Annotated in this window: 21 protein-coding genes; 12 read left to right on the plus strand and 9 right to left on the minus strand. The window is 58.4% G+C overall.

Translation table 11 applies throughout. The features are described 5' to 3' along the window. The first annotated feature begins 2 nt into the window (after positions 1-2). Together G482_RS0110725 and G482_RS18280 are read left to right on the plus strand one after the other, a co-directional pair. A complete protein-coding gene (locus G482_RS0110725) occupies positions 3-998 on the plus strand; it encodes a 2-hydroxyacid dehydrogenase (RefSeq protein ID WP_028450028.1) in 996 nt (331 codons plus the stop codon). Further along, positions 991-3,300 carry a PAS domain-containing sensor histidine kinase gene (locus G482_RS18280; protein ID WP_051258935.1) on the plus strand — a complete coding sequence of 770 codons (2,310 nt, stop codon included), beginning with the start codon at positions 991-993 and terminating at the stop codon, positions 3,298-3,300. The genes G482_RS0110725 and G482_RS18280 overlap by 8 nt, the downstream gene beginning before the upstream one ends. Here the strand turns inward: G482_RS18280 and G482_RS0110735 are convergent. Genes G482_RS0110735 through G482_RS0110760 form a run of 7 tightly spaced genes read right to left on the minus strand, consistent with a single transcriptional unit; the run spans position 3,297 to position 10,367 of the window. Next, complete coding sequence (locus G482_RS0110735; protein ID WP_028450029.1) at positions 3,297-4,214, minus strand: polysaccharide deacetylase family protein; 918 nt, start codon at positions 4,212-4,214, stop codon at positions 3,297-3,299. The two genes, G482_RS18280 and G482_RS0110735, sit on opposite strands and share 4 nt — an antisense overlap. Continuing rightward, positions 4,214-5,260, minus strand: coding sequence for a bifunctional UDP-4-keto-pentose/UDP-xylose synthase (locus G482_RS18285; RefSeq protein ID WP_034619514.1), 1,047 nt, complete (start codon positions 5,258-5,260; stop codon positions 4,214-4,216). Before G482_RS18285 ends, G482_RS0110735 begins: the two co-directional genes overlap by 1 nt. A gap of 18 nt (positions 5,261-5,278) precedes the next feature. Continuing rightward, the gene (locus tag G482_RS18290) at positions 5,279-6,211 is read right to left on the minus strand and encodes a formyltransferase (RefSeq protein ID WP_051258936.1); all 933 of its coding nucleotides are present in this window, start codon (positions 6,209-6,211) and stop codon (positions 5,279-5,281) included. Next, positions 6,204-7,181, minus strand: a complete 978-nt coding sequence (locus G482_RS18295; RefSeq protein ID WP_245575276.1) for a glycosyltransferase — start codon at positions 7,179-7,181, stop codon at positions 6,204-6,206. Before G482_RS18295 ends, G482_RS18290 begins: the two co-directional genes overlap by 8 nt. Continuing rightward, positions 7,178-8,314, minus strand: coding sequence for a DegT/DnrJ/EryC1/StrS family aminotransferase (locus G482_RS0110750; RefSeq protein WP_028450030.1), 1,137 nt, complete (start codon positions 8,312-8,314; stop codon positions 7,178-7,180). The genes G482_RS18295 and G482_RS0110750 overlap by 4 nt, the downstream gene beginning before the upstream one ends. 11 nt (positions 8,315-8,325) lie before the next feature. Next, the gene (locus tag G482_RS0110755; RefSeq protein ID WP_028450031.1) at positions 8,326-8,709 is read right to left on the minus strand and encodes an SMR family transporter; all 384 of its coding nucleotides are present in this window, start codon (positions 8,707-8,709) and stop codon (positions 8,326-8,328) included. Then, positions 8,706-10,367 carry a glycosyltransferase family 39 protein gene (locus G482_RS0110760; RefSeq protein WP_051258937.1) on the minus strand — a complete coding sequence of 554 codons (1,662 nt, stop codon included), beginning with the start codon at positions 10,365-10,367 and terminating at the stop codon, positions 8,706-8,708. Before G482_RS0110760 ends, G482_RS0110755 begins: the two co-directional genes overlap by 4 nt. 249 nt (positions 10,368-10,616) lie before the next feature. On the opposite strand from G482_RS0110760, the gene G482_RS0110765 reads away from it, so the two are divergent. The 10 genes from G482_RS0110765 (at position 10,617) to G482_RS0110810 (ending at position 17,346) form a co-directional block, all read left to right on the plus strand. Continuing rightward, complete coding sequence (locus tag G482_RS0110765) at positions 10,617-11,234, plus strand: response regulator transcription factor (protein WP_028450033.1); 618 nt, start codon at positions 10,617-10,619, stop codon at positions 11,232-11,234. A gap of 78 nt (positions 11,235-11,312) precedes the next feature. Next, complete coding sequence (yaaA, locus tag G482_RS0110770; RefSeq protein WP_028450034.1) at positions 11,313-12,077, plus strand: peroxide stress protein YaaA; 765 nt, start codon at positions 11,313-11,315, stop codon at positions 12,075-12,077. Between the two features lie 4 nt (positions 12,078-12,081). Further along, positions 12,082-12,276: a hypothetical protein gene (locus G482_RS18300; protein WP_034619515.1), complete on the plus strand. Its 195-nt coding sequence runs from the start codon at positions 12,082-12,084 to the stop codon at positions 12,274-12,276. 201 nt (positions 12,277-12,477) lie between these two features. Further along, positions 12,478-12,780: a hypothetical protein gene (locus tag G482_RS0110780; protein WP_028450035.1), complete on the plus strand. Its 303-nt coding sequence runs from the start codon at positions 12,478-12,480 to the stop codon at positions 12,778-12,780. Between the two features lie 100 nt (positions 12,781-12,880). Beyond that, complete coding sequence (locus G482_RS19645; protein WP_051258938.1) at positions 12,881-13,549, plus strand: DUF3299 domain-containing protein; 669 nt, start codon at positions 12,881-12,883, stop codon at positions 13,547-13,549. 48 nt (positions 13,550-13,597) lie between these two features. Continuing rightward, positions 13,598-14,086, plus strand: a complete 489-nt coding sequence (locus tag G482_RS18310; RefSeq protein ID WP_051258939.1) for a ZrgA family zinc uptake protein — start codon at positions 13,598-13,600, stop codon at positions 14,084-14,086. Between the two features lie 39 nt (positions 14,087-14,125). Next, positions 14,126-14,824, plus strand: a complete 699-nt coding sequence (locus G482_RS0110795; protein WP_211227610.1) for an ABC transporter ATP-binding protein — start codon at positions 14,126-14,128, stop codon at positions 14,822-14,824. Beyond that, positions 14,818-16,074 carry an ABC transporter permease gene (locus G482_RS0110800; protein WP_028450037.1) on the plus strand — a complete coding sequence of 419 codons (1,257 nt, stop codon included), beginning with the start codon at positions 14,818-14,820 and terminating at the stop codon, positions 16,072-16,074. Before G482_RS0110795 ends, G482_RS0110800 begins: the two co-directional genes overlap by 7 nt. 175 nt (positions 16,075-16,249) lie before the next feature. Then, positions 16,250-16,687, plus strand: a complete 438-nt coding sequence (locus G482_RS0110805; RefSeq protein WP_028450038.1) for a disulfide bond formation protein B — start codon at positions 16,250-16,252, stop codon at positions 16,685-16,687. Beyond that, on the plus strand, positions 16,684-17,346 hold the full coding sequence (locus tag G482_RS0110810; protein WP_028450039.1) for a DsbA family protein: 663 nt from the start codon (positions 16,684-16,686) through the stop codon (positions 17,344-17,346). The genes G482_RS0110805 and G482_RS0110810 overlap by 4 nt, the downstream gene beginning before the upstream one ends. A gap of 15 nt (positions 17,347-17,361) precedes the next feature. Here the strand turns inward: G482_RS0110810 and G482_RS0110815 are convergent, their stop codons facing one another. Together G482_RS0110815 and G482_RS0110820 are read right to left on the minus strand one after the other, a co-directional pair. Then, on the minus strand, positions 17,362-19,053 hold the full coding sequence (locus tag G482_RS0110815) for a tetratricopeptide repeat protein (protein WP_051258940.1): 1,692 nt from the start codon (positions 19,051-19,053) through the stop codon (positions 17,362-17,364). Positions 19,054-19,123: 70 nt separating this feature from the next. Then, a complete protein-coding gene (locus G482_RS0110820; protein WP_028450041.1) occupies positions 19,124-21,262 on the minus strand; it encodes a UvrD-helicase domain-containing protein in 2,139 nt (712 codons plus the stop codon). Positions 21,263-21,296: the final 34 nt, after the last annotated feature.

The raw sequence follows: 21,296 nt of genomic DNA on the forward strand, positions 1-21,296 counted from the left end.
CCATGCGGGTCGCCGTGTTTGACAGCAAACGATTCGATCGCCAGACCCTGGAAGCGGCCAATGCCGCCCACCAGCATGAGCTGGTGTTTTTCGAGGAACGGCTGGGCATCCACACGGCCCCGCTGGCAGATGGTTTTGAGGTGGTCTGCCCGTTTGTGAATGACCGCCTCGATGCCCCCACACTCGCCAAGCTCGCCAAATACGGCGTGCGTCATGTGGCGCTGCGCTGCGCCGGTTTTAACGGCGTTGACCTCGTGGCGGCCCAGCAATTGGGCATTCCGGTCACGCGTGTGCCGGCCTACTCGCCCGAGGCGGTGGCCGAGCATGTTTTTGCACTGCTGCTAACGCTCAGCCGCAAAATTCACCGCGCCTACAATCGGGTGCGCGAAGGGAATTTCCAGCTCGAAGGGCTGGAGGGTTTTAATCTGCACGGCAAAACCTTCGGGATTTTGGGTGCAGGCAAAATCGGCCTGGCCACTGCCCGCATCGCCCGCGGCTTTGGCTGCAAGGTGTTGGCCTATGATCCCTACCCGCCCAAAGAGTGCGATGTCGATTGCACCTTTATGACGCTCGAAGAAGTCATGGCCGGCAGCGATATTTTGTCGCTGCACACCCCGCTGATGGCCAGCACGCAGCATTTAATCAATGCCGAGACGCTCTCGCACATGAAAGCTGGCGTGATTATTCTGAATACCTCACGCGGCGGTCTGATTGATACCCGCGCCGCCCTCGCCGCGCTCAAAAGCGGCCAGATTGGCGGCTTGGGGCTGGATGTATACGAGCATGAGGAAGGCGTGTTTTTTGAAGATCACTCCGATAGCGTGCTGAAAGACGATATTCTGGCGCGGTTGACCACCTTTCCGAATGTGCTTATCACCTCGCATCAGGGTTATCTAACCGATGTGGCGCTGAAAAACATCGCAGAAACCACGTTGCAAAATATCACCGACCAAGCCAATGGCCAGCCTTTGCGCAATGAGGTAAAGCCGAGTGCCTAGCCCGCGCTTTGGCACCCACAAGACCATTGAATCGCGCTGGCTGCTGACACTCCCCTCGTTTGCCGCCGCGCTTTTCAGCCTTGCGCTGGCCATTTTCCTGATCTTTACCGCCTACAGTGATCGCTCGGCACGCAATAACAGCCTGACGCAGGATCTGCTCTGGCAAAAGCAGGCGCTCACCACCCGGGTGGATAATTTCACCCACCAACTACGTACCGTGGCCGCCAGCATGGCCACCGATGGTCTGGCCTCGGCCGAATTCACCGCCCGCACGCTGAGTCTGTTACAAGAATCCCCGGAAATCATCGCGCTGGAATATGTGGATGAAACCGGCCGCCAGCGCTGGCGCGAGCCCGAAATCAAAGTGGCCGAGCTGCCCGACTATCGCCACCCGGAGCTGATCGCGATTCGCGATGCGGTGCTGGCCGGCGCGCCCAGCGCCTACAGCAAAATCATTATGGTGGCGGAAGATATGCCGGTGCTGGCCATCGCAGTGCCGATTACGCTCAATTTCAATGGCCGCCATGTGCTGATCGCCCAGCTCAATTTACGCACCATGTTGCAACAGCAAGTGCCGTGGTGGATTGCCCAACGCTATCAAATCAGCCTCTGGCAGCAAGAAAAACTATTAGCTGGCCGCTTTGATCGCTCGCACGACGCCAGCCACCTCAATAGCAGCATTGATCTGGCCTGGGGCCCCAATCAACTCAAACTCACCGCGCATGTGTATGCGCAAAAACGCGATAACTGGCAAACTGCGCTCACGCTGGTGGTGGGGGCGCTGTCATTGCTGATGCTGGCCTCCACCTGGGCGCTACGCCGGCACATCAAAGAGCGCCAGCGCACCGAAGCCCAGTTGCGCCAGGAGCAAGCCCTGCGTGAATCGATGGAAAACTCGCTGGTCACCGGCATTCGGGCCATGGACCTAGAAGGCCGGCTCTTCTATGTGAACCGTGCGTTTTGCGAGATGGTGGGCTATTCACAGGAAAAACTCTTGGGCGCTTCGCACCCCATGCCCTACTGGCCGCCGGAAGACATCGAAGAATGCATGGCCATTTACCGTGCGATTCTCAGTGGCCGTGCCGATAGCACCGGCTACCAGATGCGCTTTATGCGCAGCAATGGCGAGCGCTTTGATGTGCGGCTGTATGCCACCAAGCTGATTGATGGTGAAGGTGTGCACACCGGCTGGATTAGCGCAATTTACGACATTACCGAGCTACAGCGCGAGCGCGAGGCACTGCAAGCGTCGCATGAGCGTTTTGTGGCCGTGCTCAATGGCCTAGATGCGGCGGTATCGGTGTCCGATGCCAATTCAGGCGAGCTACTGCTGTCCAACCGGCAATTTGATCGCGCTTTTGATATCCCCGAAAAACACGGCCGTTATTGCAATATTCCGGTGGTTAGCCGGCATAAACGCCTGCCGGTCGATGGCGAATGGTTTGATGATTTTCACCAGCGCTGGTATCAGGTAAAAAGCCGCAGCAGCGTGTGGGTAGATGGCTCCGAAGTGTGGCTGGAAATCGCCACCGATGTCACAGTACTGAAAACCGCGCAGGAGCAAGAGCGCCAGCAAAACGAGCAACTCCAGCAAACCACCCGCCTGATCAGCATGGGCGAAATGGCCTCCAGCCTTGCGCATGAGCTCAACCAGCCGCTGGCCGCCATTGCCAGCTATGCCACTGGCTGCCGCAATGTGCTGTCGCAAGCCGAGCCCAATGTGGCGCAACTGGATCAGGCGATTGAAAAAATGGCCGCGCAGGCCAAACGCGCCGGGCAAATCATCCGCGGAATTCGCGAATTCGTGCAGCGCCGCGCACCGCACCGCACCCGCTGCGAAGTGAGTGAGCTTTTGGAAACTGTGCTCACCTTATTAGGCGCAGAGATCAAAAAAGCCCAAGTCAAACTGCAAGTCGAGCGCGACCCAGAGCTGCCGGCAATTTACGCCGATGCCGTGATGCTGGAACAAGTCATGTTTAATCTGAGCAAAAACGCCATCGAAGCGATGGCCGCTACGCCTGTGAAAGATCGGGCACTCAAGATCATCTTGCGCAAACAGGACGAAATGCTGGCAGTCAGCATTATTGATCGCGGTACCGGCATCAGCGACGAGCAGATGGAGCAGCTCTTCAAGCCCTTCTACACCACCAAGGGCAGCGGCATGGGCATGGGGCTGAATATCTGCCGCTCGATCATCGAGCACCATCAGGGCCGGCTGTGGGTGGAGGCCAACCCTGCCGGCGGCACGATTTTCCGCTTTACTCTGCCCCTAGTGCTCGAAAACGAAGCCTACGAGCCTTAGGCCGCCAAGTAAGGCGGGCCTTGCAGCTCCAGCTCGCCACTGCGGCCAGGCACTTCACCGCGGCGGCGGTAGTGTTTGGGTAGATGCGGTAGATTTAAGCCCGCCAGCGCCGTCTCGCCACTCACCAGCTGATATCCTTGCGCAAGCCAGCCTTGCAGCAGCCGTTCCAGTACTGGCAAGAGTTTCTGCCCTTCAAGCTCCGCATGCAGGGTGAACACCTGCAATGAGTTCGCCTCAGCGCTTAAAGCCAGCAAAGCCTCATGCACATTCTCGGCCTGCCAGCCATCACGCCCGAGCAACTCATCCAGCGTGGGCAAGGTGGTGGGCAGCTGTGGCACGCCAATCACCTCACCTGCCTCGTTCATCGGCCAGTATGGCGCTGTACCGCGGCTGTCGGAGGCATAGCGCAATCCGAGAGCCAGTTGCTGGCGGTAGGCCGCTTCATTCATTTGCCAGCCGGCGGCACCATGCGTTAGCGGGGCACAGCCAAAAACCTGGCGAAAACGCATGACCGCAGACTCCAGCTGCCGCGCAGTCCAAGCGGATGTTTGTGTGGGCACCTGATCTTGCCAAGCCACGTGGTCCCAGCAATGAATCCCAACTTCAAACCCAGCCTGCTGCACTTGCTGCAAGATCGCTGCGCCTTGCCGGCCAATATCGGGGCCGGGTAACAGCACGCCATACAGTAAAGTGCGCCAGCCATAATGCGACAGCACTGAAGTGCGCGAAACTTTACGCAAAAAGCCTGGGCGAAAGACCCGTTTAAGCGCCCGCCCGGTGTGATCTGGCCCCAAACTAAACAAAAAGGTCGCCCCGACCTGATAGCGCTGAAATAAGTCGACCAGCCGTGGTACACCTTCGCAGGTGCCCCGCCAGGTATCTACATCCACTTTCAACACCAGCTGACGCGACATCACGCCACCGCCAAATCGCGTTCGGCCGCAAACTCATCGCGGTAAAATTCAAAAATCCCCCGCAAAGCTTCCTGCATACTCACTTGTGGCTGCCAGCCCAAGTCGGCCATGGTATTGCTGATTTTCGGCACCCGATTTTGCACATCCTGATAGCCCTGGCCGTAATACGCCCCAGCCGTGGTCTCCACGACCTGCACCTGCGCTACACCCGCGGCATATTCAGGATATTCACGCGCCAAGGCCAGCATCATGTCGGCCAGCTCGCGTATCGAGTAGTTGTTGTGCGGGTTGCCAATATTGTAAATCTGCCCGCTTGCTTTCCCACCGGGGTTAGCAATGATGCTCATCAGCGCATCAATCCCATCGTTGATGTAGGTAAAAGCGCGTTTTTGCCGGCCACCATCCACCAGCTGAATAGTTTCGCCACGCACGATATGCCCCAGAAACTGGGTGATCACCCGGCTAGAGCCTTCCTTCGGCGTGTGTATGCTATCGAGCCCACCCCCAATCCAGTTAAAGGGGCGAAACAGCGTGTAATCCAGGCCTTCTTGCTGACCATAGGCCGCAATCACGCGATCCATCAATTGCTTCGAACAAGCGTAAATCCAGCGCGGTTTATTGATGGGCCCATACACCAGCTCCGACTGCTCGGGGTCAAACTCCTCATCGCGGCACATGCCATACACCTCGGAAGTCGACGGAAACACCACCCGCTTGCGGTATTTGACACACCATTTGATGATGGGCAGATTCGCTTCAAAATCGAGCTCAAACACCCGCAATGGCGCCTGCACATAGGTTGCGGGCGTGGCGATCGCGACCAGCGGCAGCACCACATCACATTTTTTAACGTGATATTCGATCCACTCGCGATTAACCGTGATGTCACCTTCAAAGAAATGAAAGCGCGGATGTGGCATAAATTCGCGCACCTTGTCGGCATACATATCCATGCCAAACACTTCCCAGTTGGTGGTGGCCAAAATGCGCTTGGTGAGGTGATGGCCGATAAAACCATTCACGCCCAGTATCAGTACTTTTTTCATGCGATCATCTCTTGTCGGTCAAGCGGGATTACTCAAACGGATCCGACCCTGCAGCGCACGGGCGATTTCGGGTTCAGCGAGCGAGCGGCCATCCAGCTCGCCCGCCAAGACTTGCAATAGCCCACCCTCGGTGGTGTAAATCACCCACCGTTGCTGCTCATCGAGCTGCAAACAGCAGGCTTGCGGCGGATAGCCGTCTTCGGCCAGCACCCGGGTTTGCCAGAGCACCAGCCGCCCCAGCGGCAAATCGGCAAACGCCCCCGGATACGGATAACTAACCGCACGCACCAAGTTATGAATCACCCGCGCGGGCTGGTGCCAATCAATCCGCCCATCCTCCGGTCGGCGTCCGCCAAAATACCCCCCTAGGGTAAGATCTTGCGGGCGATGATCCGCTTTGCCCTCAAGCAAATACGGCAGACATTGATACAGGCACATCTCAGCCGCCACGGTGACCTTGGCAAATACCTCGTGGGCCGTATCGTCCGGCAAAATCGGTACCGCCTGCTGACCCACGATCGGGCCGTTATCCGGCTTGGTATTCATTTGATGCAGCGTGGCACCCGTTATACGGGCCCCGTGTAGCACCGCCCAATTCACCGGCGCTCGCCCACGAAACTGTGGCAACAAGGAGCCGTGCATGTTGTAAGCCCCACGGGTTGGGATCGCCAGCAACGGCGCCTGCAGCAGCTGGCGATAATAAAAGCTGAACAGAAAATCCGGCGCCAACGCGGCCACCTGAGCCACCACGGCCGGGTCGTTAACATCGGCAGGGGCAATACAGGGCAAACCATATTGCGCACAGAGGCCCGCTACCGAGGAAAACCAGATCTGCTCGCGCGGATCATCGGTGTGGGTCACTACCAGCGCGACCTCTACGCCAGCCGCGAGCAACACCTGCAAGCAGCGCACGCCGACATTGTGATAGGCAAACACCACCGCTCTAGTCATGCGTCACCTCACTGCTTTGCTCCAGCACGGCCGCAATCAGATAGCGCGGGCGGGTGCGCACTTCTTGATAAATGCGCCCGATATATTCACCCAGAAGCCCGATCCCAAACAGTGCGATGCCCACCAGAAAGAACACTAGGGCAAACAGGGTAAACATGCCGCCCTCTTCCGGGCCGATCCACAAGCGGCGGGCCAGCAAATACACAAACAGCAGCGCTGAGCCGAGCGCCACCAACATGCCCAGCATCGAAAACAGCTGTAGTGGCACCAGGGAAAACCCGGTCATCAGGTCAAAATTCAGGCGGATTAGGCTATACAGCGAGTATTTTGATTCGCCAGCATGGCGCTCCTCATGCCCCACTACCACCTCGGTTGGGCGCTGCGCAAACGAATAGGCCAGCGCGGGGATAAAGGTATGCATTTCATCGCATTGATTGATAATGTCGATAATGCGGCGGCTATAGGCCCGCATCATGCAGCCTTGATCGGTCATTTTGATGCGGGTGATTTTCTCGCGAAGCCGATTCATCGCCCGGCTGGCCACATGTCGCCACCAATGATCATTACGCTGCCGACGTATCGAGCCCACGTAATCAAAGCCTTCCGCCATCGGCGCCAGCAGGCGGCCAATGTCTTCGGGCGGGTTCTGCAGATCGGCATCCAGGGTGACAATCTGCTCGCCCCGCGCATGAGCAAAGCCCGCCAAAATCGCCCGGTGCTGGCCAAAATTGCCGTTAAATAAAATCACCCGGGTTTCGCCCGGCCTCTGGGCATATTGCTCGCTGAGCAAACCTGCCGATCGATCGCGGCTGCCGTCATTGATAAAAATGACTTCATAGCGCAAACCGAGGGCGTCCAGCGCCGGATATAAGCGGGCAAACAAAGCAGGCAGGCTGGCCTCTTCGTTGTAAACCGGAATCACCACGCTGAGCTGTGGTGCTGCTAAGTGACTAACTCGATCATTCATCATGCGGCTCGCCAAGTTTGAGTGGCCGTCACCAAGGCTGCGCACACCCGCTCAACGGCAGCATCGGGCATCGCTGGGAAAAGCGGCAAAGTTAAAATCCGTGCCGCGACGTCCAGCGTGTGCGGCAAATCCGTGGGTTGCCAGCCCTGCGACCGATACAGGCTTAGGGTATGCACCGCCGGATAATGCACCCCCGCGCCGATGCCCAGTTCTTTCAATTGCGCCAGCAAGGCCGGGCGTTGCGACGCCTGCGCGGCCGGGAGCAACACCTGGAACATATGCCAATTGCTGTTGGTGAAATCAGCGGGCGGCAGCTGCCAGTGTGGCCCCAGCTCGGCATGCGGCCAGCAAGCAAAATAGCGCTGCGCCAGCACCCGCCGGCGCGCATTCAATTCATCCAGCCGCCGCAGCTGCCCCAAACCGATTGCAGCCGCAATATCAGTTAAATTGGCTTTACCACCGGGCAAAACACAGTCGTAAGTGCCATCTGGCGCACGCTCCACCCCTTGCAAACGCCAGAGCTCAAACGCCCTCGCCTCCTCAGCCGTGTTCATCACCAGGCAACCGCCCTCTCCGGTAGTGATGTTTTTATTCGGGTGAAAACTAAAGACGGTAAGGTCGCCAAAGCTGCCCAACTCACGCCCCTGCCACTGCGCCCCTTGCGCCTGGGCTGCGTCTTCAATCACCCGCAAGCCATATCGTTGGGCCAGTTCGTACAAAGCCTCGCGATCCAGCGGCAACCCTGCGAGATCCACCGGCAGGATTGCTTTGGTGCGGGGGGTAATCGCGGCGGGAACGCGCTGTAGATCAAGCAACCGGGTGCGGGGGTCGATATCCACAAACACCGGTGTGGCGCCCACTGCCAAAATCGCATTCGCCGTCGCCACCCAGGTCAGGGCGGTGGTGATTACCTCATCACCACCGCCCACGCCCGCAATGCGCAAGGCAAACTCCAGCGCGGCGGTGGCGGAGCTCGCCAGCCGCACCGGTCGCCCACCTGCTCGCACCGAGAGTTGCGCTTCCAGTTCGCGACAACGCGGACCAGTGGTTAACCAGCCCGAACGCAAGACCGCCGCTACTTCAGCGATCGTGGCCTCATCAATGTCCGGCCGGGTAAAGGGGAGAAAATCGTCCACTCAGTGCTTCCTTAATGTGGTCCGGCGCTGCGGGCAACCAGTAACACACCCGCCAAAATTACCGTAATACCCAGCACCCGCTGTACGCTTAGTGCTTCGCCAAAGCAGTAATAGGCCAGCAAGGCATTGAGCACATAGCCCAAGGACAGCATCGGATACGCCACGCTCACCTCTACACGTGACAGCGCCGCAATCCACACCAACACGCTTAATACATAACAAGCTAAGCCCGTCAGAATGGGTAAATTGCCGGCCAGAGCCAGCAGAGTTGGCCCCCAGGCGGCAGGGTGTAGCCCAATCTCACCCAGCGATCGCGTGCCTGCTTTTAAAAGCAGCTGTGCAATGGCGTTCAGCATTACCCCACTCAAAATCAAGGCCCAGCTGATGGCGCTCATGGTTTAGCCACCACCATGCGCCGATGATCGCGATACACCACGCGCATGGGTAAACCTTGCTGTTGCAACTCGCGATAAGTGGATTCATCCAGTAAAACCAGCACGGCGGGCAAGCTCTGCCAGCGGGTCAGAAACTGCGGCATGCTCAGAGCCACGCCCGGCTCGGCTTGCTGCCCAAAGGCAAATTCATCTTGGTATTCCACTTGAGTTACTGGCCGGCCCAGATAAAACGGCAACGTTTGCTCGTAGGTGCGCACGGTGAAAAATGGCACTGCCAGCGACGTATGCTGCCCCACCTGCGCCAGCAGCGCTTTGCTGCTTTTCAAATTGCCATATTCATCATGGCCGGCGCTGCCCACCACCACGGTGAGCACACTGCCTAGCGCCAGACAGCGCAGCGCCGGGCGCAAAGCGCCTTGCCCGAGATAGCGCCAAGCCGAGGCTGCCGCGAGCAAAAAGAGTAAGGCCGCCGCCCCAAGGTAATTCGCAAAATGCTGCACGACTTCCAGCGGCGTATTGCCCGAGGCAAACCGGCCCGCTAGTGGCACATACAGCAGCACGAGCGCCCACAAACCAATCGGCAGCCATAGATAAGGCCGCCAGCGGGCTGGGTTGCCACGGGCCAAAGTCTGGGCCAACAGCAGCGCCAAAGCGGGAAACATCGGCAAAATATACGAAGGCAGTTTCGAGCCGGAAACACTGAAAAACACCAGTACAAAGCCGGCCCAGATCAGCAAAAATCGATTGGGCTGCCAACCCGCCGGTGGGTTGTGCTGCCAGCCCTCGCGCACCAGCTTTGGCAGCCAAGCGCTCCACGGCAGAAAACCGGCGAATAAAATCGGCAGGAAATACCAGATCGCGCCGGTGCGGCGATGCTCGGTAGTCAGATAGCGCTGAAAGTGTTCATGAATAAAGAAAAATTCGGCAAAGCCTGGGTTGCGGGCACTCACCAGCCAGAACCAAGGCACCGTCAATGCCAAAAGCAGCGCCAACCCACTCAGCCATGGCATCACCCGCCACAGCCGCCAATCGCGGCAAACGAGGCTATACAGCAACAGACTAGCGCCCGGAATCACCAACCCAACCAGCCCCTTCGCCAACACCGCGCCCGCCATCGCAACCCAAGCCAGCCGCAGGCTCCAGCGCTGCTGTTGCGGCGTTACTTCAGTATGCATGGCATACATCACCGCACACAGTACTGCGCTTAAGCAGGCGGTAAGACCCATATCCAGGGTCAGAAAATGACTATTCCCAACAATCCACAGCGAGCCGGCCAGCACCAGCGCTGCGATTTCACCCAGCTCCCAGAGTTTGTGCGCAGTCCAGCCCACCACAGCAACCGCCAGCAAGCCAGTGAACCCCGGCCAGAATCGGGCGGCAAATTCATTCACCCCAAACAGCGCCATGCTCGCGGCCCCAGCCCAGTATTGCAGCGGTGGCTTTTCAAAATACAAAATGCCATTCAGTCGGGGCGTTACCCAATCACCTGATTGCAACATCTGCAGCGCCAAGCTGGCATAGCGGCCTTCATCGGGGCTAATCAGATCGCGCACTGGCAAACTGGCTAGCCACAGCACAATCAAGCCCAGCCAAAACCCAAGCGCCGGGCGATCTAATTGCGCCCAGCGATGTTGCCCGCCCAGTTTCACCGAATTCATCAACCGCCCAGCCCTCGATGCGAGTACCTGATCGCGATGCGACCATATGGAATGCGGGGCAGTGTATTGCGGGCAGATAAAACATTGATGACAGCCAGCCGAAAGCCGCTGTCGCACGCGACAGCGATTTTTCACCGCCAATTGCCCAACAGGCAGGCGAATCATGCACAATACTGGCTATATGTCATTTATGCGTCCCCACTAGCTGGCTGCCAGTGCTGAGCGACGCCAAAAACTGGAGTTTGCGCCATGAGCCAGAATCGCCACATTGCCATTGTTGATGACGACGACGCGATCCGCGACGCCCTCTCCTGGCTGTTTTCCACCCGCAATCACTCGGTGCAACTGTTTGCCAGCGCCGAAGAATTACTCACCAGCTACAACCCGGATTTATTCGGCTGTCTGATTCTGGATGTACGGATGCCCGGCATGGGCGGCATGGAGCTATTTGGCAAGCTACAAGAATTTGCCTACTGCCCGCCGGTGGTGTTTCTGACGGGCCATGGCGATGTGCCAATGGCAGTGGCGGCGCTGAAACAGGGCGCGGCCGATTTCATCGAAAAGCCGTTCTCGGATAATGATATTGTCGATCTGGTGGAAGGCTGCCTGTCGATGGATCAGCTGCATCGCAGCGAATGGGAAAACCGCACTGCGGTGGGCGAGCGTCTGGCTTGCCTCACCCCACGCGAAAACGAAGTGATGAAGCTCATCCTCACCGGCCGCCTGAACAAACAAATCGCCGATGATTTGTCGATCTCGATGAAAACCGTTGAGGTACATCGCGCGCGCATTTTGGAAAAAATGCAGGTTAAAACTGCGATGGAGCTGGCCGCCAAACTGCGCGATGCCGGGGTGGATGTCAATTAAGCTCGCACATACCTAGCCCATGTATCAACCTCAAGGCCAGCCTAAATCTGGCCTTTATTCATATACCCATCAAACCCCATGCTGATGTTGATTTCGCCAGCCAAAACGCTGGATTACACCACCCCGCCGCAGATCAGCGATTACACGCAGCCTGCCTATCTGGCGCAAGCGGCGCGGCTGATTGCCGTACTGCGCGACTATAGCCCGGCGCAAATCGCCGAGCTGATGCATTTATCCGATGAGCTGGCCCAGCTCAATTTCACCCGCTATCAAAGCTGGCAGCCCGACTTCACCCCCGCCAATGCCAAACAGGCCGTGCTGGCTTTTCTGGGCGACGTGTACGAAGGCCTGAATGCCCAAGCCATGTCGGCGGCGCAGCTCGGCTATCTCAGCCAGCACCTGCGGATTTTATCGGGCCTGTATGGCCTGTTGCGCCCGCTGGATTTAATGCAGCCCTATCGCCTTGAGATGGGCACGCGCCTTGCCAACCCCGGCGGCAAAAATCTGTATGAATTCTGGGGCCTGCAGCTCACCGAAGCGGTCAATGCGCTGGAGCAAGACACCGTGGTGAATCTAGCCAGCGATGAATATTTCAAGGCGATCAAGCCCAAGCAGCTGCAAGCGCAGCTGATTACACCGGTGTTTGAAGACTTTAAAGGCGGGCAATACAAAATCATCAGCTTTTACGCCAAACGCGCGCGCGGGCTGATGGTGCGCTACGCAGCCGACCGCGGGATTACCGAGGCAAGCGCCCTGCGTCAGTTTGATCTGGAAGGCTATGCACTGGCGCCCGAGGCCAGCACGGCCGAACGCTGGGTGTTCCGCCGGCAGCTGGCAGGCTAAGCAGATGCATGGAACCGCGCACTTTCACCGCCTATACTGGGGCATGCGCGTGTTCCTTAGCTTAGTCCTTGGTTTGTTCACCACACTGGCGGCGGCCGAACCGCTGCCGCTGGTCAGCAGCATTGAGCCGGGCAGCCCCTCCGAGCAGATCTTACGCCAGCGGCTGGATTTACTCTTTGGCAAAGCGGGCCTGAGCTAGACGCTGACTTACCGCCCCACCCAGCGCGCCGAGCTAGAATTACAAAACGGCCAGTTTGCCGGCGACCCGGCCCGCACGCTAGCGTTTGGCCTGCGCCACCCTCAGCTGCTGCGCCTCCAAGCCCCGCTGGCTATCAGCCATTATTACGCTTTCAGCCAACAACAGCGCATCAACAGCTGGCAGGATTTACATGGCCTGAGCGTGAGCTACCCGCGTGGCTCACGCGAGCTGGAGCAAATCTTACGCGGCCAGGCTACGCTGTGGCCGGTGGATTGCCTGCAATCTTGTCTGGCGATGGTGCGTGCGGCGCGCAGCCAGATCTGTGTCACCAGCTCCGCCGTACCGCTGCAGCGCGAGCTCTCTAGCCTGCAGCGCAGCTGGAAAATCAGCCAATTTGCCCCGCTGGCTGTGTATTTGTACTTGCAGCCGGAGCATGCCGCAGCAGCCCAGCGGCTCGACCCCATCCTCAGCAATTTGCAGCCGCAATTCAAACCCGTGCAGTAAGGCAGGGATTTTTGTCACCAATTTTTCATCTGTGTGCGGCATACTCCCCACTCAGATGCAACTCAGTTACAATAAGTCATCCTTTTTGCGGTAATTCATCATGCCTTCCCTGTTCCGTTTGGCCTGCGGCCTTGTGTTTGCGCTGTGCTGCCAACTCTCCCTCGCCGACAGCAAGCCCGTGAAATGGGCTGACCTCCAACCCGATGCGCCGGCGTTGCGCGCCAGCATTGCCAAGATGGATCAAGCGCAAAAAATGCGCCTGATGCGCGCCGTGCAGCAGCGCGAAGTAAAAAGCATGCTCGACAAAGGCAAGCTCAAAGCCGCCGACCTCACCGCCAACGACATCAAATTACTCAAAGAAGACTTCGCCGATCTGAACAAACTGATCGCCGAGATCGAGCAATTCGAGAAAAAACGCACCGGCGAAATGATCACCACCCTGAATAATCAGGACATCCAGATCGATGGCTATCTGCTGCCCCTGAAACTCAGCGGCAAAAAAATCACCGAATTTTTGCTGGTGCCGGTGATTGGCGCCTGCATTCACGTACCCGCGCCACCGCCCAATCAGATGATCGTGGTGCAATACCCGAAAGGCTTTGAGCAGACCGAGCTGTATGCGCCAGTGACGGTGGCGGGCAAGCTGCAAATCAAAGCGGCCAAAGCCAATCTGGCGCTGGCCGATGGCGCAGCCGATGTACCGGTGGGCTACCAGCTGGCGGCCGCTGAAGTGCGCCCCTATGTCAAACCCGCCGCGGCCAGCAAATAAGCAGCGCATGAGTCGCCATCCGCTTTAACACCCCACTGAGGTATACCCATGAAATCAAGTATTGCTATTGCTCTGCTGACCATACCCCTCTTCGCCTCGGCGCATGAGCATGCCGCACATGTGCACGGTGTAGCCGAGCTGGATGTCGCGATTGACGGGCGTCAAGTGCTAATCACGCTGGAAAGCCCGGCCGATAATTTGCTGGGTTTTGAACACGCCCCGAAAAGCGAGGCCGAAAAAGCCAAATTCGCCGCGGTAAAAACCCTCCTAAATAGCCCCGCCGAGTTGTTTGTGCCGGATGCCGCCGCGCAATGTAAAGCCGCGCCGGCCCAAGTGACTCTACCCACTTTTAACAAAGGCGCGCACAGCGATATCGAGGCCGAATACCGCTTTGATTGCGCCAGCGCCCCGGCCAACATCGCCCTGCCACTGTGGAAAAACGCCGCCGGCCTGAAAAAGCTGACCGTGAATCTGGCCACCGCGCAGGGACAAAAACAGCTGTCACTGAAAAAAGGCGACAGTATCAAATTGAAATAAGCGGCGCCCTCCGCCGCTGCTGTGAACAAGGAAAGGGTCGTGCTGCTTGAACTGGCCGATGTCACCTTCAGCTGGCCGGGCGCTGCCCGACCCACGCTGCAGCTTGCGCAATTTAATCTGGCCGCCGGCGAGCGGCTCTTTCTGCATGGCCCCAGCGGCAGCGGCAAAAGCACGCTGCTGGCCTTGCTCACCGGCATTCAGCGCCCGCAAAGCGGGCAGATTCGCCTACTTGGGCACGACCTCACCGCGCTAAGCGGCCCCCAGCGCGATCATCTGCGCGCGGATCATCTGGGCTATGTGTTTCAGCAATTTAATCTGCTGCCGTATTTGTCGGTGCTAGATAACGTGCTGCTGAGTTGCCAGTTTTCCCGCCTACGGCGGCAGCGCGCCACGACGCTGGCGGGTAGCCCCGAGGCGCAAGCACGCGAGCTGCTGGCGAGGCTGGATTTAGCCGCTTACCTCACCCGCCCGGTGGCGGCACTCTCGGTAGGCCAGCAACAGCGCGTGGCCTTGGCTCGTGCCCTGATCGGCGCGCCTGAGCTGTTGATTGCCGACGAACCCACTTCGGCGCTGGATGCCGAGCGGCGCGATGCCTTTATCGAGCTGCTGTTCGATTGCGCCAATGCCCAACAGACCGCGATTTTGCTGGTCAGCCATGATCCGCAGCTGGCGCATCATTTTGATCGTCAGCTCAGTCTACCCGCCATCAACCAAGCCGCAGCGGAGGCCGTATGCTGAAAATCGCTCTGCGCTCGCTGCTGCACCGCCGGCTCACCGTGTGCCTCACCCTGCTGACCATTGCCCTTTCGGTGCTATTGCTGGTGGGGGTGGAGCGGCTGCGCACCGAAGCGCGGCAAAGCTTTGCCAACACCGTGAGCGGCACCGATCTGATCGTCGGCGCCCGCACCGGCTCGGTGCAATTGCTGCTGTACAGCGTGTTTCGCGTGGGCAGCGCCACCAATAATATCGGCTGGGATAGCTATCAGGCGCTGGCCAAAGATCGCCGCGTAGCCTGGACGGTGCCGGTGTCGCTGGGCGATAGCCACCACGGCTTTGCCGTGCTGGGCACCACACCCGATTATTTCCGCCATCTGCGCTATGCCGACAACCGGCCGCTACAACTGGCCAGTGGCCAAGTGTTTAGCCGTACGCATGATGCCGTGTTGGGCGCGCAGGTGGCGCGCAAACTGGGTTATCAGCTAGGGCAAAAAATCGTCCTTACCCATGGCAGCGGCGAAGGCGCGCTGTCCGAGCATAGCGATCAGCCCTTTACCATTGTGGGCATTCTGGCCCCAACTGGCACGCCAGTGGATGACACCGTGCATGTGTCGCTGGATGGCCTTACCGCCATTCACGAGGGCTGGGAATCGGGCAGCGCCTCACTGCTAGCCAGCTCCGGTGTGCTGGCGGCCGATGAAAGCCGCGCCATCCCGCCGCCCAGCTCGATTACCGCCTTTTATGTCGGCCTGAAATCACGTACCGGTTTATTTGGCTATCAGCGCAGCGTGAATCAATATCCGGATGAAACACTCATGGCCATCCTGCCTGGCGTGGCGCTCTCCGAGCTGTGGCAACTGATGCGCATCGCCGAGCAAGCGCTGCAATTTGTGGCCGCCTTTGTGCTGGTGATTGGCCTGTTGGGCATGCTCACGGCCTTGCTCACCGGCTTAAATGAGCGGCGGCGCGAAATGGCGATTTTGCGCTCGGTGGGCGCGCGCACCTGGCAGATCTTCGCACTGGTGATGGGTGAAACCGCCTTGCTGCTAATCAGTGGCATCGCCCTGGGTATGGGCCTGCTCTACGCGCTGTTATTTGCTTGCCGGCCAATACTGCGGCAGGTATATAGCCTGAACATCGGCATTGCCGCCCCGAGCCTGCTGGAATGGCTGATGCTAGGGCTGACACTGGCGGTGGGGCTGATCATCAGCGCCATTCCGGCTTGGCGCGCCTATCGGCTCTCGCTGGCGGATGGACTAAGCCCACATTGATCGACGCCCGCGCCGATTTATACCCACCCACAGCGGCTAGCAACGCCTCTTTCCGAACTTTCCCAGCCACCCGCCCGGCAACCCAGCGCCACTGGCAAGGTAAATCCTGCCAGTGCGCTGGGCGAAACTTTTGCCGGTGGCTCTAGTCTGCCCTTGTTTAGCTGGCAGATGCTGCATGAACCCTCTTGCCCGTTCCGCCCACACTGATTGGTGGCTGCTCTTTGCCGCTTGGCTGGTGGCCGCAGTCAGCACCCTGGGGGCGCTGTTTTTTAGCGAAGTATTGGCGGTGCCGCCGTGCACCTTGTGCTGGTATCAGCGCATTGCGATGTTTCCACTGGTGTTGATTCTGGCGCCGGCGCTGTTTCCGCTGGATCGGGGCGTGGTGCGCTATGCCCTGCCGCTGAGTGTGGTGGGCTTGGGCACGGCGATTTTTCACTGGTTGCTGCAGCTGGGCCTGATTAGCCCCAGCGCCAGCCCTTGCGCCCAAGGCAGTAGCTGCGCGGAAGTGAGCATCAGCTGGTTTGGCTGGCTGACTATTCCGCTGCTATCGGTATTGGGCTTTGCCCTGATCTGCCTGTTGTTAATCGCTGTACGGATCCCTCATCGCTCATGAAACACAAACTGATTTTTCTTAGTGCCGCTCTTGGCCTGCTGGCTTTATTTATCGTGGCGGCCTTGTACGTGAAACAAAACCGCCAGGCCGAGCAGGTGGCGCAGATCGCCAGCCAGCCCCAGGCGCTGCAACGCATGCATTCGCCGATTTACGGCGCGCAAAATGCCAAAGTCACGCTTGTTGAGTTTCTCGACCCGGCCTGCGAAGCGTGTGCGGCGTTTTATCCCTTTGTGAAAGAGATAATGGCCAAACACCCTGAGCAAATTCGCCTTGTGGTGCGTTATGCCCCCCTACACCCAGGCGCCGAGCAAGTCGTTGCGGCATTGGAAGCGGCGCGCAAGCAGGGCCAATACTGGCCCGCGCTGGAAAAACTGCTGGCCACGCAGGCGCAGTGGGCAATCAATCATCAGGCGGATCTGCAACTGGCCTTGCAGCAACTGGCCACGCTCAATCTGGATATGGCGCAGCTGCAGCAAGATCTGCAATCGCCAGGCGTGCAGGCCATCGTGGCGCAAGACATTGCCGATGCCCGCACGCTGGGCATTAACAAAACCCCGAGCTATTTTGTGAACGGTCAACCGCTGCAGGAATTTGGCTATCAGCAGCTCGCCGACTTGATCCAGCGCGCGCTGCAGGCCAGCCCGAACTCGGCGCCGTAAAGCCCCCGAGCCGGTTTAGCCTTTGATGCCAAAACGGCGCTGGGTTTTGCGGAAAATCTCGGCCATCTGCAGGCCTTTGCCATTGGCCGGATCGAGCGTGCTAACGCGGGTGAGCAGCTCTTTCGCCCGCTGCATATAGCTATCGTGCCAGCCATGCTGGTTTACATAAGCGAGCAGCGCATTGATGGTGTTGAGCAAGACCTGCAGATTGGCCGGCATGTCTTTAACGGCCGCCAAAAAGCGCTCGGCGGCCGCTTGCAGATTGCCCTGTTTGGCCAGCAAGACCGCCTCATTATTGATTTCGACAATATTGGCGGCGGTTTCTTCGATCATTTGCAGCGCTTCTTCTTCTCGCCCCTGCTGCTGATACATACGCGTCACTTTGGCGGCCAGCTGCGGATCATCATGGCGGTTTTTCAGCACTGACAGCGTGAGCTGGCGGGCTTGTTCATGCCGGTTTTGCGCCAAACAGCTTTTCGCCAGGCCCAAGGCCACCGCGGCGCTGGGCGGCTCGATCAGCAGGCTGGCGGTGTGCAAGGCCTGATCAAGCTGCACCGCAGCCTTGCTGCGATCCCCAAGCTTTAACAGCACATCGGCTTCCAGCACTTCGGCCAGCACTGCCTCGGGGCCTTGCCGGAAATCGCGCTTGATGGTGGCAGCGGTTTTACGCGCAGCGCCCACATCGCCGCGGGCGATTTGCAATTCGGCCAGCTGACTGTAATCACTGACCTGCGGCCAGAAAGAAAACCGCGCCAGCCGCACCGTTTCGGTCAGCGATTGCTCCGCAAGGGCCACATCCCCAGCGGCCAGCGCCACCTCGCCCAATTCGCGCATGCGGTTCACCACATACGGTGATTTATGCACCGCCTGCGAGAGGGTGAGCTTGGCCGCGGCCACCTGATGCTGGGCCTGCTGCACGCGCGCGAGCCAGTCGTAGGCTTCGAGCACTAGCTCGTGCTCGGTCATCACCTGACGGAAAATCTGCTGCGCCTCATCGTATTCGCGCAGCTGAAACAGCGCCTTACCCAGCGCCATTTTGGCCCAGGCCAGATCGCTACGCGCCAGCAGGCTGCGGCACAAATCGCGAGTGGCGTGCCAATCGGCAATGCGCAGCAGCAAATGCACCTTCATGCGCACGAAATCCAGCGTGTCATCGCCACCTTCACTGATCTCGCGCTCGCATAAGCTGATGGCCCGCAGAAAATCATGCGCAATGATCGCGGCGTCAATTGGCTTGAAACGCTGTTTTTTGCGTAAGGCCCGTTGCACGCGAGCAAAGAGGGTGTCGCCCGTAAAAGGCTTGAGCACAATCGCATCGGGCGCCAGCTCAGCCGCGCCGATCACCTTGCTGCTTTGCCGCTCGCCAGTGAGCATCACAAACACGCAGCTGGCTTTGAGCAGCCCATGCCGGCGCGCTTCTTCAAACAGGTACAAGCCATCAAAACCCGTGCCCAGATCATAAGCACAGAGAATGATGTCATACGGCGTGCGCCGTAGCATACCCAGCGCCTCGCCACTGCGGCTGGCGTATTCCAGCGCTTGCGCGCCAAACTGATTCAGCGTCATGCTCAGCGTGGCACGCATTTCCGGGATGTGGTCGATGACTAGAATCCGGAAGGCCGACAGATCATCCAGGCTCACCGGCTCATCGGCCGCGGCAATCGGCGCCCGATCGACAAAGGAATAAGCCCTTACCTTGGCTGGCATACATACCCCAAACGGTATCGCCTGCGATACCTTATTAAATCTAATCTGGCGACCAATACCCCAAGGGGGATCAATCCAGTAATTTCAACTTGGCATAGCCCACGGCCAGCCATTTACTGCCATGCTGCTCGAAATTGACCTGCACATTGCCGTTGGCGCCGCCTTCGTGATCGGTGATGACGCCGCGGCCAAATTTCGGGTGCTCCACCTGCTTGCCAATCGCCAGCCCATGCTCGGGCGTGGCTTTATGGCTAGGGGCCGGATACTGTGCACTATAGCTGGCCGGCGCGCTGTAACCACTGGGCGCGTAACCGCGATTCAGATATTTGAGCAAGCCACCCGGTATTTCATCCAGAAAACGGCTGGCCACCCCGTAGCGCGTTTGCCCGTGCAGCATGCGGCTTTGTGCCAAGGTGAGGTAAAGGCGCTCGCGCGCGCGGGTAATCGCCACATACATCAGCCGCCGTTCTTCTTCGAGGCCCTGCGGATCATTGGCGCTGTTGTCGTGCGGGAACAGGCCTTCTTCCAGGCCAGAGAGAAACACCGCTTTAAATTCCAGCCCTTTGGCCGCATGCACGGTCATGAGCTGCAGTGCTTCTTCATAGGCATTGGCCTGATGATCGCCCGCCTCAAGGCTGGCATGAGCCAGAAAGGCAATCAGCACGTTTTCTTCTTCCGGCTCGAAACTGGCGGCAGCGTTGATCAACTCTTCCAAGTTGGACACCCGCTCTTCGGCGTCTTTTTCATTGCGGTAATGGCTGAGCAAGCCCGATAGATCGAGCATCATGTCCACCAGCTCAGCCATCGGCAGGCCATCCATCTGATTGCGCATGGCTTCCACCAGATGAATAAATTTACCCACCGCCGCCGCGCTACGCCCACCCAGATTGCAGGCGGCCTGCCACAGCGTGCAGCCTTCCAGCCGCGCTTTTTCCTGGATATTTTCGACCGTGCGGGCCCCAATGCCCCGCGCCGGAAAATTAATCACCCGCAATAGCGCATTATCATCCGAGGGGTTGGCGATCAGCCGTAAATAGGCCAGCGCGTGCTTGATTTCCTGCCGCTCGAAAAAGCGCAAGCCGCCATACACCCGATACGGCACGCCAGCCGAAAACAGCGCGTGCTCGATAATGCGGGATTGGGCATTGCTGCGATACAAAATCGCCACTTCCGAGGCCGGCATGCCTTCGCGAATCAGCGTTTGCGTTTCTTCAACGATAAATTGTGCTTCTTCAAAATCGCTGGCGCCTTCAAATACCCGCAGCGGCTCGCCACTGCTGGCATCGGTCCAGAGCTGTTTGCCCAGCCGCTGTCGATTATTGGCAATGACTGCATTGGCGGCGTCCAGAATATTGCCGTGACTACGGTAATTTTGTTCCAGCCGAATCACATGTTTCACCGCAAAATCGCGCTGAAAATCCTGCATATTGCCAACATTTGCCCCGCGGAAAGCATAGATCGATTGATCATCATCGCCCACAGCGAAAATCGCCCCAGTATCGCCGGCCAGCAATTTGAGCCAAGCGTATTGCAAGCGATTGGTATCTTGAAACTCATCGACCAGAATATGCGCAAAGCGCTGCTGATAATGCGCGCGAATACCGGCATTGTGGCTCAGCAATTCATAACAGCGCAGCAGCAATTCGGCAAAATCGGCCACGCCTTCGCGATTGCATTGCTTTTCGTACTCTTCGTACACCAGCCGCAAATGCCGCGAGTAATCATCCCAAGCATCCACCTCGGCAGCGCGGCGGCCGTTTTCTTTATGGCCATTGATGTAATGCTGGATGGTTTTGGGTGGGTATTTATCATCATCCAGATTAAACAACTTCAATACCCGCTTAATCGCCGCCAATTGCTCCTGAGTATCCAAAATCGCAAAGGCTTGCGGTAAGCCGGCATCGCGATGATGTAAACGCAGCATGCGATTACACAGGCCGTGAAATGTCCCCACCCATAAACCACGCGGATTGAGCGGCAACATAGTAGTTATCCGCGCCAGCATTTCCTTGGCCGATTTATTGGTAAAGGTCACCGCCAATAAGCCGGAGGGGCTGATTTGTCCGGTGGATAATAACCAGGCAATGCGGGTGGTCAGCACCCGGGTTTTCCCACTACCGGCCCCGGCGAGAATCAGAGCGTGTTCAGCCGGCAAAGCCACGGCGGCGGCTTGCTGGGGATTTAATTGGGCAGTGAGGGGATGCGACATGAATAAAACTCGATCAATTCCAAAGACAGAGGAC

Origin of the sequence: Chitinibacter tainanensis DSM 15459, from assembly GCF_000429785.1 — a bacterium.
Classification (GTDB): domain Bacteria; phylum Pseudomonadota; class Gammaproteobacteria; order Burkholderiales; family Chitinibacteraceae; genus Chitinibacter; species Chitinibacter tainanensis.